The sequence below is a fragment of the Flavobacterium ichthyis genome (assembly GCF_009915155.1).
GTDB lineage: Bacteria > Bacteroidota > Bacteroidia > Flavobacteriales > Flavobacteriaceae > Flavobacterium > Flavobacterium ichthyis.
Genome location: NZ_JAABLM010000015.1, coordinates 1 through 15,591, shown reverse-complemented (window position 1 = coordinate 15,591; position 15,591 = coordinate 1). Strand labels below are relative to the sequence as shown.

Sequence of the window (15,591 nt, the reverse complement as noted above, 5' to 3'; positions counted from 1 at the left end):
TTGTTAACGTTGAAATCAAAACTATAACCTATGAAAAAAGCCTTTTTAATACTGTCAGTTGCTACATTAACACTGACTTCGTGCGGTTCGAAGAAAAAAATCGCCGAGCTTGAAGCAAAAAACAAAGAAATTCAGGACTTACTGAATACTGCTACGGTTAAATTAAATTCTTGTTTGACTGAGCGAGATATGCTCAACAGACAAGTGGAAGATTTGCGAAAAGACAAAACAGATTTGATCAATACCAGAGATAATTTGACGACTTTATCTTCTCAAGGTGCTTCAAATTTGGAAAAATCTTTAGAAAGTTTAAAAGAAAAAGATTTAAAAATCACACGTTTGCAAGATGCTTTAACCAGAAAAGATTCGGTTACTTTAGCATTAGTTACCAGCTTGAAAAGTTCTGTTGGAATTAATGATCCAGACATTCAGGTAAATGTTGAAAAAGGAGTAGTTTTTATTTCAATTGCTGATAAATTATTGTTTAAAAGCGGAAGTTACGTAGTAAGTGACAGAGCAAAAGAAGTTTTGGCGAAGGTTGCTAAAGTTGTAAATAGTAAACCTGATTTTGAATGTATGGTGGAAGGACATACTGATAATGTTCCATACAAATCTAATGGAATTATCCTTGACAACTGGGATTTATCAGTAAAAAGATCTACATCAATCATTAGAGTTTTACAGGAATTAAACGTAAATCCTAAACAGTTAATTGCTGCCGGAAGAAGTGAATACATTCCTTTAGTTGATAACAATTCAGCCGAAAATAGAGCGACAAATAGAAGAACTAGAATTGTGGTACTTCCTAAAATTGATCAGTTTTACGATATGATTGAAAAAGAAATGAAAAACATGGCGGCGAAAAACTAAGTCGTTTTAGAATATTAATAAATGCAAAAGCAGGCCCGTAAGCCTGCTTTTTATGTATCCCTAATTTTTATTTATAACCAATTAAATATTTAAATTAAGAATAGCATATGGTAAATATTAAATTCGCATTAGTTGGGGAATTCTTAATTGGTGATGCTAATTTATGATTATTTATTTCAAATGCAAAAATTTTGCCAAAAGATAATTTTTTTAAAATAAAAAATCAATTTCGCCTTTTCCTTCTCTTATCACAACAGGTTCATAATCAGATAAATCAATAATTGTCGAAGCTTGGTTGTCTCCATATCCTCCATCAATAACCATATCCACTTTGTTTTGCCATTTTTCGAAGATTAATTCTGGATCGGTTGAATATTCTAAAACTTCGTCTTCGTCGTGAATAGAGGTTGAAACAATAGGATTTCCCAGCATTTTCACAATTTCTAACGCGATTCGATTATCTGGTACCCGAATTCCAACGGTTTTTTTCTTGCGAAATTCCTTTGGCAAATCATTATTTCCTGGAAGAATAAAAGTATAAGGTCCTGGAAGTGCTTTTTTTAAAATCTTAAAAGTTGCCGTATCAATCTGCCGAACATAATCGGAAAGGTTACTTAAATCATGACAAATAAAAGAAAAATTGGCTTTTTCAAGTTTAATCCCTTTGAGTTTAGCAATGCGTTCCAAAGCGCGAGAGTTGGTAATATCACAACCCAAACCATAAACCGTATCAGTTGGATAAATTACTAAACCACCATTTCTCAACACTTCTACCACCTTTTTTATAGCGGCTTCACTGGGTTTGTCTTCGTATATTTTGATAAATTCTGCCATTTATTTTTTACGATAATTTACGCAAATTTAGCGAAATATCGAAGGTTTTTCTGATTTTTATTTTAGGTACAAAAATGGATCAACTAATTTATATTTTGGACTTCTTCGCATAAAATCATTGAAAAACGCCGTGTGAGAAGCTCCCATTAAAATAAAAACGCGATCTCCCGGAGCAAAGTGAATTTGGTTAAGATTTGAAAACATACGCAAATTTCTGTGGTAATATCGAGCCGCTTGATCCGCTCCTTCAAAATTATTTTGAGTGGAAACGTAGGTTAAAACATCAGCATTTACATTGATCAGAAAATCCAAATATTGCGGATGATTGTCCACTTTTAACTTATCCAAAAGCGAAAGATTGTCGTAGTTGAGTTTTTCTTCTTCAGCATTCACTAAGGTAAAATATTGTTCGAAAGTATCATCGTTTACCTTGTTCTTAATTTGATTGCCAATGTTATAGTTGTAACCCATTTGATGATCAATTCCGTATATTTTTGTGGCTTTGCTTAACCGTCCTACTTCATAAGCTAAAAGCTCAATTTCCGAAGGTTTTTCAAATTTCATTTTCGGATTTTGCAGGTAATTTTGATATTCTTTTTGAAGATTTTCATTGTACTCGGGAGTTGTTTCCACTATAATTACCGTAGGTTTAAAATTGGCTAACATTTTAGCAACTTTATGGACTTCCGATTGATTCTTTTTGTCATTTTCATCAAAATTAACCGTATTAGCGTCAGGTGTGTAACCCATGTGAAAAGTTCCAAAATTCAGCACTTCAATTGCATCGGGAAATTTATCCTGAAATATTGGTGCTTGAGCATTTACTTTTGAAACGGCAAAAATTACGAACATTAAAAATACTTTGGTCATGAGATTTATTTTTTAAAATTATTAGGACAAAATTGTGGTTTCTTCTCTTTTGAAATCTCATATTTTCGATGAACACCGTGTAATTATCGGTCAACGCTTTTTGAGTTTGTAAATCCCGATGTACTTTTACAAAATCAATAAAAATGTAGTTTATGAAATTATTTTCAAGACAAAAAGAAATTATAATTCATATTATTTTTTGGTCAATTTTTATCTTCAGTCATTTGGTCGAACTAAAACCAAATTCAGATTTTGGCGTAATAATCGATACGATTAATCCATTCAGTATCAGTTACATTTTGATAAATGCTGCAGTTTTTTACTTGAATTACCTATATCTTTTAAAGCGTTTTTTTGATGTAAAAGCCATGAGCAAATTTTTCATTGGCTTAATACTTATCTATTCATTTTTTATTTTTTTCAGATATTTGATTGAAGAAATATTGTTTTTGAAAATCTTTGGCACCGGAAATTATTTTGAAGGAACGCCTCTATCCTATTATGTTTTAGACAATTTATATTGGGGTTCGATTCCTATTTTTGCCAGTTCTGTGATTTGGATTGTAATTAATTTAATTAGAAGTTTACAGAAAGAAGTATTTTTAACCGAAGAAAAAAAACGGGCTGAAATTCAGTTTTTGAAGTCGCAAATTAATCCACACTTTATTTTTAACACGCTTAATAATATTTACTCTTTGGTTTTCAAAAAATCTGATCAGGCTTTGCCAGCAATCGAAAAATTGAGTGAAATTATGCGGTTCACAACCTACGAAACGCAAAAAGAAAAGATAAAAATTGGTAGTGAAATAAGTTACATTGAAAGTTTTATAGCATTGGAAAAAATTAGAAATAACAATCCAGTATTTTTTAAATTACAATATGAAATTGAAGATAAAAATTTATTGATTCCTCCTTATCTTTTGCTTCCGTTTGTGGAAAATTGTATCAAACACGGAATTTTAGATGATGCCAAAAATCCGGTATTTTTCTCAGTAAAATCTTCTAAAAATACTGTTATTGTTGCTACTGAAAACAAAATTAACAACAAGTTGAAAGACAACCAATCGGGAATTGGGATTGAAAATTTGAAGAAAAGATTGGCTTTTTATTTTCCAAATAATTACAAATTAGAAATTATTTCTGAAGGAAATATTTTTAAAAGTTACCTCCAAATTCAATTGTAAAAAATGAAAAAAATTAAATGTATCATTTTAGACGATGAGCCTCTTGCGGTAGAACTTTTAAAAAATTATGCCGAAAAACTCCTGCAATTGCAAGTGATTTTAGCCACAACTGATGTTTTTCAGGTCATTCATTTATTGCAAAAAGAAGCTGTAAATTTAATTTTTATTGATGTTCAAATGCCGGAATTGTCTGGAATTCAGTTGATGCAAATGTTTAACAAAGAAAATTATTTTGTGGTGACAACCGCCTATCCTGATTATGCTTTGGAAAGTTATGATTACCGTGTGGTTGATTATTTGCTCAAGCCTATTAGTTTTGACAAATTTCACAAAGCCGTTCAAAAATTTACGGAGTTTACAGAATTTACAAATGTGGAAAACAAGTCGCATTTATTTGTTAAGGTCGATGGCAGACAAGTGAAAATCAATCCTGATGACATCATTTTTATTGAAGGTTTAAGCGATTATATCCGGATTCATCTTTCGGACGAACGTTTGATTGTGCTAGATAATCTGAAAGATTTCATTCATAAACTTCCCTCGAAAAAATTCATGCGAATCCACAAATCGTACATTATCAACTTGGAAAAAATAAAATCAGTTGACGGTAATCTTATTTACCATGATTTAGGCTCAACACCCATTGGCGAAACCTATAAAAATGAAGTAAAAAAGTGGATTTTTTGATTTTAGATTTAGAATAACTGATTTAAGATTTTAAATCCTGTCTAAAAAATTAGTTTAACACGAATGCACGAATATTTTTTTTATTAATTATTAAATATCAAAGTTTTAAAATAAACATTCATGAATTTGTAGCTAAAAAATTTGTAGCTAAAAAATCACCCAATCACATCTAATTTTGCAAATCGAAGCAATAATTTTTTGATACCGCCAACTTCAAATTTGATTTCCGCTTTTTTATCCGCTCCAGCTCCTTCAAGATTTAAAACCTGACCTTTTCCAAATCGTTCGTGCATCACTACATTTCCTATTGAAAGTTTAGTATCATCGTGCAAACTTGGATTTGAACTCCTAGAATCTACGGGTTTTAATTTTCTGATATTTGCGGAAACTGCGGGTTCTTCGTCGCCATATTTTTTTGGTGGAATACCGCCAACGGGTTTGCTCAAACGCAATTTTGATTTATCAACATCGCCAAATATGTCCATATTAATCATAGGTTTGTAGCGATAACTTCCTTCGTTTGGCGTGAGATATTCGAGATATTCTCCATCAATTTCCTCGATAAAACGTGATGGTTCACTGTCAGTTAATTTTCCCCAACGGTAACGGGATTGTGCATAAGTTAGATAGGCTTGATGTTCTGCTCGAGTTAACGCCACATAAAATAAACGGCGTTCTTCTTCAAGTTCACTTCGTGTGTTCATACTCATGGCGCTTGGGAAAAGATCTTCTTCCATTCCTACCACAAAAACGTAAGGAAATTCCAAACCTTTTGCCAAGTGAATTGTCATCAATGCCACACGATCATCATCTCCAGTATCTTTGTCTAAATCTGTAGCAAGTGCTACATCTTCCATAAATTCCGAAAGAGAACCTCTTGCGCCATCAATTTCTTTTTGACCTTCAATAAAATCTTTGATACCGTTCAAAAGTTCTTCGATATTTTCCAAACGTGCAATTCCTTCCGGAGTTCCGTCCTTTTTCAGTTCCTGAATCAATCCGGTTTTTTTGGTTACATGTTCCGCCAAATAAAAAGCATCTTGGTTTTGATCGATAACCTGAAAACTTTTAATCATCGTAACAAAATCCTGCAACCGTTGCCTTGTTCCCGAATTTAATTTTAAATCAATTCTGTCAATATTTTCCATCACTTCAAAAATGGAACGTTTGTAGTGATTGGCAGCGATAGTTAATTTTTCAACGGTTGTATCGCCAATTCCTCTCGCTGGATAATTGATCACGCGAATCAACGCTTCCTCGTCTTTTGGGTTGATGATTAAACGCAAGTACGACAAAACATCTTTAATTTCTTTTCTTTGGTAAAAAGACAAACCTCCATAAATTCTGTAAGGAATATCGCGCTTTCGCAAAGCATCTTCCATCGCTCGGGATTGTGCATTGGTGCGATACAAAATGGCGAAATTCCCATTCATGAGCTGGTTTTGCATTTTCTTCTCAAAAATTTCTCCCGCTACAAAACGACCTTCTTCACCATCTGTCAAACTGCGGTGGATTTTAATTTTTGGTCCAAAATCATTTGCGGTCCAAACCACCTTATCCAGTTTGGTTTTATTTTTGTCGATTACATTATTAGCGGCTTCCACGATATTTCGGGTTGAGCGGTAATTTTGCTCTAATCGATACGTTTGCACGCCAGCATAATCTTTTTGAAAATTTAAAATATTGTTGATGTTTGCGCCTCGAAAAGCATAAATACTTTGTGCATCATCGCCAACAACGCAAATATTTTGAAACTTGTCTGACAAGGCACGAACAATTAAATATTGTGAATGATTAGTATCTTGGTACTCATCCACTAAAATATAGCGAAAACGGTCTTGGTATTTTTGCAAAACATCCGGATAAACATTTAGTAACTCGTTGGTTTTCAATAACAAATCATCAAAATCCATTGCTCCAGCTTTAAAGCAACGTTCTACATAATTTTGATAAATTTCTCCCAAACGCGGTTTTTTAGACATGGCGTCTTGTTCCTGCAATTCAGGATTGTTGAAATAGGCTTTTACCGTAATTAAACTGTTTTTATACGAAGAAATTCTGCTGAAGACCTGCTTGGGTTTATACACATCTTTGTCCAACTGCATTTCTTTAATAATCGCTCCAATTAATCTAACGGAATCTTGAGAATCGTAAATAGAAAAGTTTGATGGATAGCCTAATTTATCTGCTTCCGAACGCAAAATTCTGGCGAAAACCGAGTGGAAAGTTCCCATCCAAAGGTTTTTAGCTTCGTTGCTACCCACGATGTCTGAAATTCTTTTTTTCATTTCGCGGGCGGCTTTGTTGGTAAAGGTTAACGCCAAAATATTAAAAGCGTCAACGCCTTGACTCATCAAGTACGCAATTCTTATGGTTAACACTCTGGTTTTTCCCGAACCGGCTCCAGCAATAATGATCATGGGTCCGTCTTTTTGTAAAACCGGAGCTTGTTGCGCATCGTTGAGTTGGCTAATATATTGTTGCATTTCTTTTCCTTTGCTTTTTTGCAAAAATAAGGATTTTTGAGGAAATTTTTTAGGGAGAATTTTACGCATTGTGGGGAAACAGACGATAAAAAAATGCCTGAAGTTTTTCATTAGCCCCGGCAAAGTGTAAATCTTTCCTGCTCCTTTTTTTGGAGCAGGAAAATTGAAACGGCGACGGGAATTACGAATATTGAAATGACCATTATGTTGCTCCAAAAAAAAATTAAAACGCATGCAACCTATTTAGTTTTTAAATCGTCTTTATAAAAAACATTTTTTATGAAAAAACTTCTACTTTTAGGTTGCGTGACTTTTATGTTTGTGAGTTGTAATATGACGAAAACCTTTACGATGCTCAATGCAAAATCTCACATGAATATGGAAAAAAATGATTACATCGAAGAAAAAATTAAGCGTGTGAATTATTTGGATTTTTCTGATGATCAGAAGTTAAAATTAGAGCGTTTATGGGAGATTGAAAAGGAAAAACTGGATGCCGTAGTGGTGAGAAAAAATAAAAATATTGCGCCAATTATTTATGAAAGTGAGTTGAATTTTAGAGAAGTTTTGACGGCTGAGCAACGCGAAATTTACTTGAAGCGGAAGCAAAATATGATTGAACCGCAGTTTTTAAGCGACAAACAGTTGTCAGAATTGAAACGAATTTATAAACTCCAATAACTTTATGTTGAATTTATATAACAATTATTTGGTTATTTTAAGGTAACTTTAATTTAATAACCAAAACAAACCATGTTATGAACGGATTTTTTAAAACAATCCTTGCCGGTTGGGGTGCGAAAAAACTCGGCGGCGGATGTTTGGGAACAATTATTGTTTTCATCATAATTTATTGGCTTTTAGGCTTCTTTTAAATAAAAAATAAATCTCCAATTTGGGGATTTTTTTATGGAGAAATGGCTTCTTGACCTCGTTTTTTGCTTACTAATTTCAGGTTCACTTTTCCGTCAACACTTCCTTTATCAGTGGCGAGAAGATGCAGAACGATGCCGCGGTTTCGGCGTTCTTCGAGTTTTTCTTTGTTGGTGATGTTGCGGTCGTTTTTAGGATTTCGGAGTGGCACATCTACTAAAATATTGGTACCTTTCCCAAATGAATAAGTTCCGGCAACGTCCATATTGAGAACGCTGGAGCTGATTTTCATGGGTGCTATTTCTACTTTTTCTCCGTTTATAATTAATTTTCCGTTCAGTTGACTAAAAGTAATATTGCTGAGATCGCGAAACGGAAAGGCAAATTTTCCGGTCTTTTTTATGGGTTCGAAGTTGAGCAATTTTCCTTTTTGTAATTGAAAATTTAAGTTGCCATAAATTGATTTTGGCGAAAGACTCCCGTTGTCTTTAATGAGACCTGTGATTTTTAATGTAGATGACAACTGACCTTCGAGATTTTCGGCTTTTAAACTTTCTAAACCAAAATTATTGAACGCTTTAAAAAACGAAGCGATTTCTACTTTTTGAATATTGGTATTTAATGAAAATTTATTGGCATTTTGACTTTGAAGTAAGTTTCCAGAAAAGTTCAAAGTTCCGCCTGAATTTCGGGCAAACATTTTTTTGATATTAATCCCTTTTTCAGAAACAAAAAAATCAGCGTGAACATCATTAGCAACAAACTTGTTGTAAATCAATTTCTTAACATTAATATTTATCGCCACGCTACTTTTTTCAAAAAGAAAGTCGAGCTTATCACTCACATCAGGATTATCAGTTGTTTTTTTATTTTTTATTTTTTTGCGCGAACCAAGAAATCCGAGAAATTCACTAAGTTCCAGTTGCGGACTCCTGATGTTCCATTGCAATATAATTTTGTTGGGATCCGTGTAATAAGTGTTTAAAAAATTTTTCACTGATCCTTCAAGTTTCACTACACTTTTGGGGGTTTGTAAAATGAGATTTCTAATAAAAAGATCTTTGTCAGTAAAATCGAGTGCCAAACTTGTATTGGTAAATGAAATATTCCTTGGTACATATTTGATGCTGGCGTTATCTACCGTAATTAGTCCTGAAACGTAAGGTTTTGTAATAGAAAAATCTACAATATCTGCAATGAAATCTAACGCAACATTGGCGTTTCCGGAGGAAAAATGCAGCAGATTAGGGTCAATTATTTTGTTTAATTTTATAAGTGGAAATTTAGATTTAAAAATTCCGGTTGCCAAAGGTTGTTCGAGATTACTGATAATTACAGAATCCATTATTACAGGAATTTCGTTATAATCGCCTCTGAAATTATAAATTTTAATGGCAGAATTAGGATCGTTGAATCCTTTTCCTTTTCGATATTCGTTTGAAAAAATGCCGCTGAAACTACAGTTTTTAATTGTTCCATCCGGAATTGTCAATTGGTTACCTTTGATTTGGGCGTTTACTAAAATATGCGGATCGACTTCAACGTTCAAATCTCCAACAATGTCGCAACGTACGTTAATTTCTTTTTTTAGGTCGAAGCGTTTTAGTTGTTTGGTGATATTTGGCGAAAGCAAATTAGCGGCGTTTAACCATAAAATTGATGGTGCTTTGATGTGCAATTCAAAAGGAGATTCTGCATGAGAATCGGTAGAAAATTTACCCGAAATATCAAATTTATCGCCTCCAATTTCCAGCCTGTTTTCAAGAACTTCGAGTGTATTTTTTTCCCGATTAGAAATGACAGCCAATTTACCTGAAATTTTTTTTGATTTTATAAAACTACCGTGTTTAGTATTGAAAGCCATATTGTTAGCAAACGCATTAATCTTTCCGGAAGATTCCCAACCTTGAGAATCGAAGTTAAATTTTGCCTGAAAATCATGGATTAAAAAATCAAACAACTTTCCTCCTTTTTTATTTTGGGAAATAAATTGAACATTTTTAAAGTCAAACCCTTTGATTCTGCCAAAAGATTCATCAGACTCTTTATTTTGGTTTTTATTGTTTTTTTTGCCAAAAACCGAAGTATTGCTGTAACCATTTTCATCCGTGAACAAATGAATTTTCGCATTAGAAATCTCAATTTTTCTTATCTCAACTTCGCCAAAAAGAAACGCAAGTGCGTTAATTGATAGATTAAAATCGTTTGCTTTAATTAATGTTTTTTGATGCTCCTGCCAACGATTATCGATGATTTCTACATTTCTTAGACGAAGGGAAATACGGGGAAATCCTTGCACAAATGTTGGATCCATCGCACCAATTTTAATTTTGCCATCAATATTTTCATTGATTTGTGACGTAACCGAAGCTAAAATTTTTTCTTTATTGGTATTAATGTAAAATGCCATCGACAAGTACAAAACTACCATCAACACGAATAAGATTGCCAAAATTTTAAGTAAAATTTTCAGCCACTTCGAAATAGTTCTTTTGAAAGGTAATGTTTCTTGCATACGAAATGGATTTTCACTTAAATTTAGTTGATAACTTTGGTGAAAAACGTTTAGGTGGTGTTAATTTTTTAAAATAAAAAAGCTTCCATTCTTACGGAAGCTTTTTCGGGTACTAACTCAAAGTTTTTATGTTTTATTTTTTAATTCTTAAAATTAAATTGACAATTTTCCTTCAATACCATCGTCAATTGGTTTGCCAATCACGGCTCCAACTGCAATTTTAAGCATCGAAATCATCTTGCCACTTTTGGTATCCCAATAATAAGTATAGTTTGGTTGAACTCTGATGACGGTTAAATTCGGGTCATCTTTTCCTTCGGAAAACCAAGCTTTTGCCATTGGTGACCATTTATTTTCGATGGTATTTTTGTCTTTGTAAATAAACGCTTTGCCAAAAACATTGATATAATCTGTGGACGACGGATTGGCAAACAAAAGTTGTACTTCTTCGTCTTGTTTAATTTCAAAATTTTTATTGCTGTCAGCTCCACTCAAAAACCAGATATTTCCCGACTCGTCCACTTCTTGAACTGACATTGGTCTAGTGGAGAAAGGAATATGTGACAAATCTGTACAAAACATACAAATCCGAATGCTTTCTGCCAGTTTTTTGAGTTTTGCAATGGCTTCTTCGTTACTTAAATTTTTGTGATCTCCCATGATTGCATTGCTTTATTCTTCAACATCAATTTTTTCCGAAGTCCATTCAATAGCGCGTTCCAAATCATTTTTTTGAAACACTTTAAATTCGCCTGGCATCACGTTGCTGAAAACGGCCGTAAATTTATCCACCGTTTCTGAGTCGGAAATAATGGCGGCACGATTCCATTTGGTTAAATTTTTTATGCCCAAAAGCGCGTCTTGAAGCCACGCCCCAATGGTAAAATTTTTCGGGGAATCTTCGAGATACAATAAATAATTGAGTTTGTCGGTTTTTTCCACCAGCTTTTCAACTTCTTGATGAACGATTTCAAAATCGTCTTTGGTTACTTCGCCACTTGAGCGAAAACCTACCATATTTTGCGGTAGATTGTGTATTTTCTCGATCATAAATTTGATTTTATGTTAGGTTTTACTCAAAGTTAAGTCGAAAAACATGCGCTTTTAGTTAGCAATTTCTTAATCTTTACCCAATAAAATACAAAAAAATCAGCAATTTAGCTGCATCATATAATCTTCCATTAGATAACCGTTTCCAATGGAAATATTTTCTTCTTTTACAATTTCAAATCCTAATTTTTGATAAAATTGAATAGCAGGATTATTTCGGTTGACGTTTAGAAATAAATGTGAAAGATGTTCTTTTTTTGCTTGACGCAAAATGTACTCAACCAAATTTTTCCCGATGCCTTTGCCTTGATTTCCAGGCAAAACATACAACTTGTGAATTTTTGCGGAAGCATTATTTTTAAAAATTTCGTAAGCCGCAAAAGCGATTGGCCAATCATTTTCCTTAACTAAAATAAATTGCTGTTTCTCAGATTGTTGCTTTAAATTGTTTTCAGTATAAAAAAGTGACAGCATATAATTTAATTGTTCTGAAGACAAGATTTTGCCATAAGTTTCCGGCCAGGTTTTGAGGGCAATTTCTCTAATTGTTTGAAAATCGTTTGTTGGTTCGATTTGAAAATTCATTTAACTTATCCTTTTACTGTTGATGGGTTTTACCCAAATGTCTTTCTGGCAAACTTCACATTTGCCGTAACTTTGCTGATGCTCTTGAACATTCCCGCAGTTGCAACACGCAAATTTACCGCTTTCGGGAATGTGTTTGCTTTTTTTCTCAAATAATTCGGGCAAAATCGGCAAACCTAATTTTACCTCTGCATCTTCGTAGAAAAAAACGCTCACATCGCCAGTCGTTTCAAGGTAAGCACTTTTTACTTGTCCCAAATGTGAGATGTTGCGAAGGCGTAATTCGGCAAAAAATTCATCTTGTGCTAAACCTTCCCTTTTAAAATTTTTTACAGCAAATCTTCCCTCTTTGATCAAACAATGCGTTTTTCCTTCAACCAAAACTTCAAACCAACGAAATTTTCCTGTAAGAAAAGTGACGAAGCGATATATTGCGATGATGATGATAAAAACGGTAATGGCTGGTAAAATTCCAACATCTTCGTAAAACATTGGATCTCCCGCGGCAGAACCTAAAGCGATGATGATAACGGTTTCGAAAATAGATAATTGCCGAACGCCACGTTTTCCGGTTAATCGTAACGTGATGAGCAAAATGATGAACATAATCGAAGCACGAAAGAATATTTCGAATAAAAATTGATACGGTAATTCGTTCATTAAAACGCGGTTCCATTCAAATATTTTTTCCATAAAAAGTAATGCATTTGTTGATTGAAGTTACGTTAAATTACGCTATTCTTAACAAAGATTAACGATAGTTTAATAAGCATTTGGGCAGAGTTGGAGGCGATTAATTGTAATTTTAATACTCAAAATTAATCAACCTAAAAATTAAAATTATGAGTAAGAAAATTGCTATTTTAGCTACAAACGGATTTGAAGAAAGTGAATTACAATCACCAAAAGAACATTTGGAACAACAAGGCTGGACAGCTGATATCGTGAGTTTAAAAAGCGGTTCGATTAAAAGTTGGGCCGATGGAAATTGGGGAAAAGAATACCAAGTAGATAAAACATTGAGCGAAGTTTCGGCGAGTGATTATCATGCTTTGGTGTTACCTGGTGGTGTAATTAATCCTGATTTATTGCGTCGTGAAGAAAGTGCGGTAAATTTTGTAAAAGATTTTTTTGAACAAAAAAAACCCGTTGCCGCCATTTGCCACGGACCACAAATTTTGGTCGATGCCGATGTTTTAGAAGGCAGAAAGGTGACCTCGTTTTTTTCCGTAAAAAATGATTTAATTAATGCAGGAGCCACTTGGACAGATGAAGAAGTTGTGGTAGATAACGGTTTAGTAACCAGCAGAAACCCTGATGATTTACCCGCTTTCAACAAAAAAACCGTGGAGGAAATTAAAGAAGGAAAACACGAATTACAATCACGTTAATTTAGAGTTTTGTAATTCGAACCGCAAGGCTTCGATGCAGCAATTGCATTGAAGCCTTGTTTTTTTTTACCTAACCAATATTTTTTTAGTAGTTTTAGTCCCGAAACAACCGTATCACATGGGAAATCATAAAATCAGAATTGACAAAACATGCCTCAACTGTAATTATGTGGTGGATCATATATTTTGCCCAAATTGCGGTCAGGAAAACTCCGAAACACGGCAGTCTTTTCATTATTTATTTACCCATTTTGCCGAAGACTTGACGCATTACGACAGCAGTTTTTGGAAAACCATGAAAGCGCTTTTGCTGCAACCTGGAAAATTGACAAACGAGTATCTTTCAGGAAAAAGAAAAAAATATGTACCTCCGGTAAAGTTGTACATTTTTATCAGTTTTATGACTTTTTTGATTCCAAATCTGTTGCCGGACGTTTCGTTGTTTCCGAGTGACGAAGTGAAATCTGAGCGTGTTGAGATGGAAACTGTTGAAAATGATTCGCCAACAAATTTAAAGGACAGACCTGAATTTAGAACTATCAAAGAATTAGATTCGCTTCAAAGTGTGTTACCGGTTGAACAACGTTATAGTCCTAAAGAATATCGACTTGTAAAAACAATTCATGAATTGCGGGTGATTGCGCGAGATAAGCAATTATCCGAAAGATTAGGTGAATCTTTCATGAACAATTTACCCAAAGTGTTGTTCCTCTACATGCCACTTTTTGCCTTTTTTCTTTGGCTTTTGCACGACAAAAAGCAGTGGATTTACTTTGACTCTGGTGTTTTCACGCTTCATTATTTTTCGTTATTGTTAATGATTATTACCTTAAATGTCATCTTTAATTGGTTATTAGTATTGGTTTATTATATCGATGCGCTTTCCGGATTTGTCGCGTTATGTTCAGCATTGTACTGCTTCTTTTATTTTTTTAGGTCACACCGAAAAGTTTTTGGCGAAAGCAAAATTGTTTCCAGAACCAAAAGTTTTTTATTATTTTTCATTAACTTGTTCTGGATTTTAGTGGCTCTAATCGGATTGTTCGTTTACAGTCTGTCACACGTTCAATAAAAATTTATTATGAAAAAAAGCCTGCTTTCCGGATTTGTACTCTCACTTTTTTTGGTGAGTTGTTCCGGATCAAAAAACATTAAATACGTAGAAAATATTTCTGCAGAAAATTTAAAAACACACCTTTACATCGTTGCTTCAGATGAAATGGAAGGGCGAAATACGGGCGAACCCGGACAAAAAAAAGCGGGAAAATACCTGATTTCCCAATATGAAAAAATGGGAATTCCACATCCCAAAGGTGCTGAAAGTTATTACCAAGCCGTTCCGTCAAAATTTATGAAACGCCAATATTCTCCGGCTTTAAACGACTCTGAAAATATTTGGGCATTTATCGAAGGAACAGAAAAACCGGAAGAGATTGTAGTTATTTCCGCACATTATGATCACGTAGGCATGAAAAACGGCGAAATTTATAATGGTGCAGACGACGACGGTTCAGGAACTGTAGCACTTTTAGAAATTGCCCGCGTTTTTAATGAGGCTAAAAAAGAAGGAAAAGGCCCCAAGCGTTCCATTTTATTTTTGCACGTAACTGGTGAAGAACATGGATTGCACGGCTCGAGATTTTATGTAGAAAATCCAATTTTCCCGCTAAAAAATACCGTGGTTGATTTAAATATTGACATGATTGGCCGTCGAGATGATTTGCATAAAAATAACGGAAACTATGTTTATTTAATTGGTTCTGATCGATTAAGCACGGATTTACACACCATTTCCGAAAAAGCCAATGAGCAATACACCAAACTTTTACTTGATTACAAATACAACGATCGAAACGATCCGGAGAGAATTTACTACCGTTCAGACCATTATAATTTTGCCAAAAACGGAATTCCGTCACTTTTTTATTTCAATGGTGTTCACGAAGATTACCACAAACCTGGCGACACGCCTGACAAAATTGAGTATGATTTGTTAGCCAAAAGAACAAAACTCGTTTTTGCCACCGCTTGGGAAATTGCCAACAGAAAAGAGCGGATTAAAGTGGATAGAAATGGGGAATGATGTAAAAATTCTTCCGAAAAAAAATACCCCGAACCAATCATTCTGAACATGCCCCAAAAAGTTAGACACTATTTGGGGCATTTTTTATGGAAAGAAAAGTTAAGTATGATTACGCATTTAAATTAGAATGTGTTAAGTTAGTTTTAGAGAAACATTATTCTGT

Annotated in this window: 15 protein-coding genes; 7 read left to right on the top strand and 8 right to left on the bottom strand. The window is 33.9% G+C overall.

The window, feature by feature from the left end; genetic code table 11:
* Window positions 1-30: 30 nt before the first annotated feature.
* Complete coding sequence (locus tag GV828_RS11485) at window positions 31-870, top strand: OmpA family protein (protein WP_166537648.1); 840 nt, start codon at window positions 31-33, stop codon at window positions 868-870.
* A gap of 210 nt (window positions 871-1,080) precedes the next feature.
* Here GV828_RS11485 and GV828_RS11480 read toward each other — a convergent pair whose 3' ends face one another.
* Window positions 1,081-1,704: an L-threonylcarbamoyladenylate synthase gene (locus GV828_RS11480; protein WP_166537647.1), complete on the bottom strand. Its 624-nt coding sequence runs from the start codon at window positions 1,702-1,704 to the stop codon at window positions 1,081-1,083.
* A gap of 57 nt (window positions 1,705-1,761) precedes the next feature.
* The gene (locus GV828_RS11475) at window positions 1,762-2,574 is read right to left on the bottom strand and encodes a DUF5694 domain-containing protein (protein ID WP_166537646.1); all 813 of its coding nucleotides are present in this window, start codon (window positions 2,572-2,574) and stop codon (window positions 1,762-1,764) included.
* 152 nt (window positions 2,575-2,726) lie between these two features.
* On the opposite strand from GV828_RS11475, the gene GV828_RS11470 reads away from it, so the two are divergent.
* Together GV828_RS11470 and GV828_RS11465 are read left to right on the top strand one after the other, a co-directional pair.
* On the top strand, window positions 2,727-3,758 hold the full coding sequence (locus tag GV828_RS11470) for a sensor histidine kinase (protein WP_166537645.1): 1,032 nt from the start codon (window positions 2,727-2,729) through the stop codon (window positions 3,756-3,758).
* Between the two features lie 3 nt (window positions 3,759-3,761).
* Window positions 3,762-4,445, top strand: coding sequence for a LytR/AlgR family response regulator transcription factor (locus tag GV828_RS11465; protein WP_166537644.1), 684 nt, complete (start codon window positions 3,762-3,764; stop codon window positions 4,443-4,445).
* A gap of 155 nt (window positions 4,446-4,600) precedes the next feature.
* Here the strand turns inward: GV828_RS11465 and GV828_RS11460 are convergent, their stop codons facing one another.
* Window positions 4,601-6,931 carry an ATP-dependent helicase gene (locus GV828_RS11460; RefSeq protein ID WP_166537643.1) on the bottom strand — a complete coding sequence of 777 codons (2,331 nt, stop codon included), beginning with the start codon at window positions 6,929-6,931 and terminating at the stop codon, window positions 4,601-4,603.
* Between the two features lie 279 nt (window positions 6,932-7,210).
* Here GV828_RS11460 and GV828_RS11455 point away from each other — a divergent pair, with 279 nt between their 5' ends.
* Window positions 7,211-7,612, top strand: a complete 402-nt coding sequence (locus GV828_RS11455; RefSeq protein WP_166537642.1) for a hypothetical protein — start codon at window positions 7,211-7,213, stop codon at window positions 7,610-7,612.
* A gap of 226 nt (window positions 7,613-7,838) precedes the next feature.
* Here the strand turns inward: GV828_RS11455 and GV828_RS11450 are convergent, their stop codons facing one another.
* The 5 genes from GV828_RS11450 to GV828_RS11430 form a co-directional block, all read right to left on the bottom strand.
* The gene (locus GV828_RS11450) at window positions 7,839-10,319 is read right to left on the bottom strand and encodes an AsmA family protein (protein ID WP_166537641.1); all 2,481 of its coding nucleotides are present in this window, start codon (window positions 10,317-10,319) and stop codon (window positions 7,839-7,841) included.
* A gap of 153 nt (window positions 10,320-10,472) precedes the next feature.
* A complete protein-coding gene (locus tag GV828_RS11445; RefSeq protein WP_166537640.1) occupies window positions 10,473-10,979 on the bottom strand; it encodes a pyridoxamine 5'-phosphate oxidase family protein in 507 nt (168 codons plus the stop codon).
* 12 nt (window positions 10,980-10,991) lie between these two features.
* Entirely contained in the window at window positions 10,992-11,369 is a 378-nt protein-coding gene (locus tag GV828_RS11440) for a SpoIIAA family protein (RefSeq protein ID WP_166537639.1), read from the bottom strand.
* Window positions 11,370-11,468: 99 nt separating this feature from the next.
* Window positions 11,469-11,954, bottom strand: a complete 486-nt coding sequence (locus tag GV828_RS11435; protein ID WP_166537638.1) for a GNAT family N-acetyltransferase — start codon at window positions 11,952-11,954, stop codon at window positions 11,469-11,471.
* Window positions 11,955-12,647 (bottom strand): DUF421 domain-containing protein, encoded by a 693-nt coding sequence (locus tag GV828_RS11430; RefSeq protein ID WP_166537637.1) that lies wholly within the window; start codon window positions 12,645-12,647, stop codon window positions 11,955-11,957. It lies immediately after the preceding gene.
* Between the two features lie 149 nt (window positions 12,648-12,796).
* Here GV828_RS11430 and GV828_RS11425 point away from each other — a divergent pair, with 149 nt between their 5' ends.
* The 3 genes from GV828_RS11425 to GV828_RS11415 all read left to right on the top strand — a co-directional run bounded on the left by GV828_RS11425 (window position 12,797) and on the right by GV828_RS11415 (window position 15,428).
* Window positions 12,797-13,345 carry a type 1 glutamine amidotransferase domain-containing protein gene (locus GV828_RS11425; protein ID WP_166537636.1) on the top strand — a complete coding sequence of 183 codons (549 nt, stop codon included), beginning with the start codon at window positions 12,797-12,799 and terminating at the stop codon, window positions 13,343-13,345.
* Between the two features lie 118 nt (window positions 13,346-13,463).
* Window positions 13,464-14,417, top strand: coding sequence for a DUF3667 domain-containing protein (locus GV828_RS11420; RefSeq protein ID WP_166537635.1), 954 nt, complete (start codon window positions 13,464-13,466; stop codon window positions 14,415-14,417).
* Between the two features lie 9 nt (window positions 14,418-14,426).
* Window positions 14,427-15,428 (top strand): M28 family metallopeptidase, encoded by a 1,002-nt coding sequence (locus GV828_RS11415; RefSeq protein WP_166537634.1) that lies wholly within the window; start codon window positions 14,427-14,429, stop codon window positions 15,426-15,428.
* Window positions 15,429-15,591 lie beyond the last annotated feature (163 nt).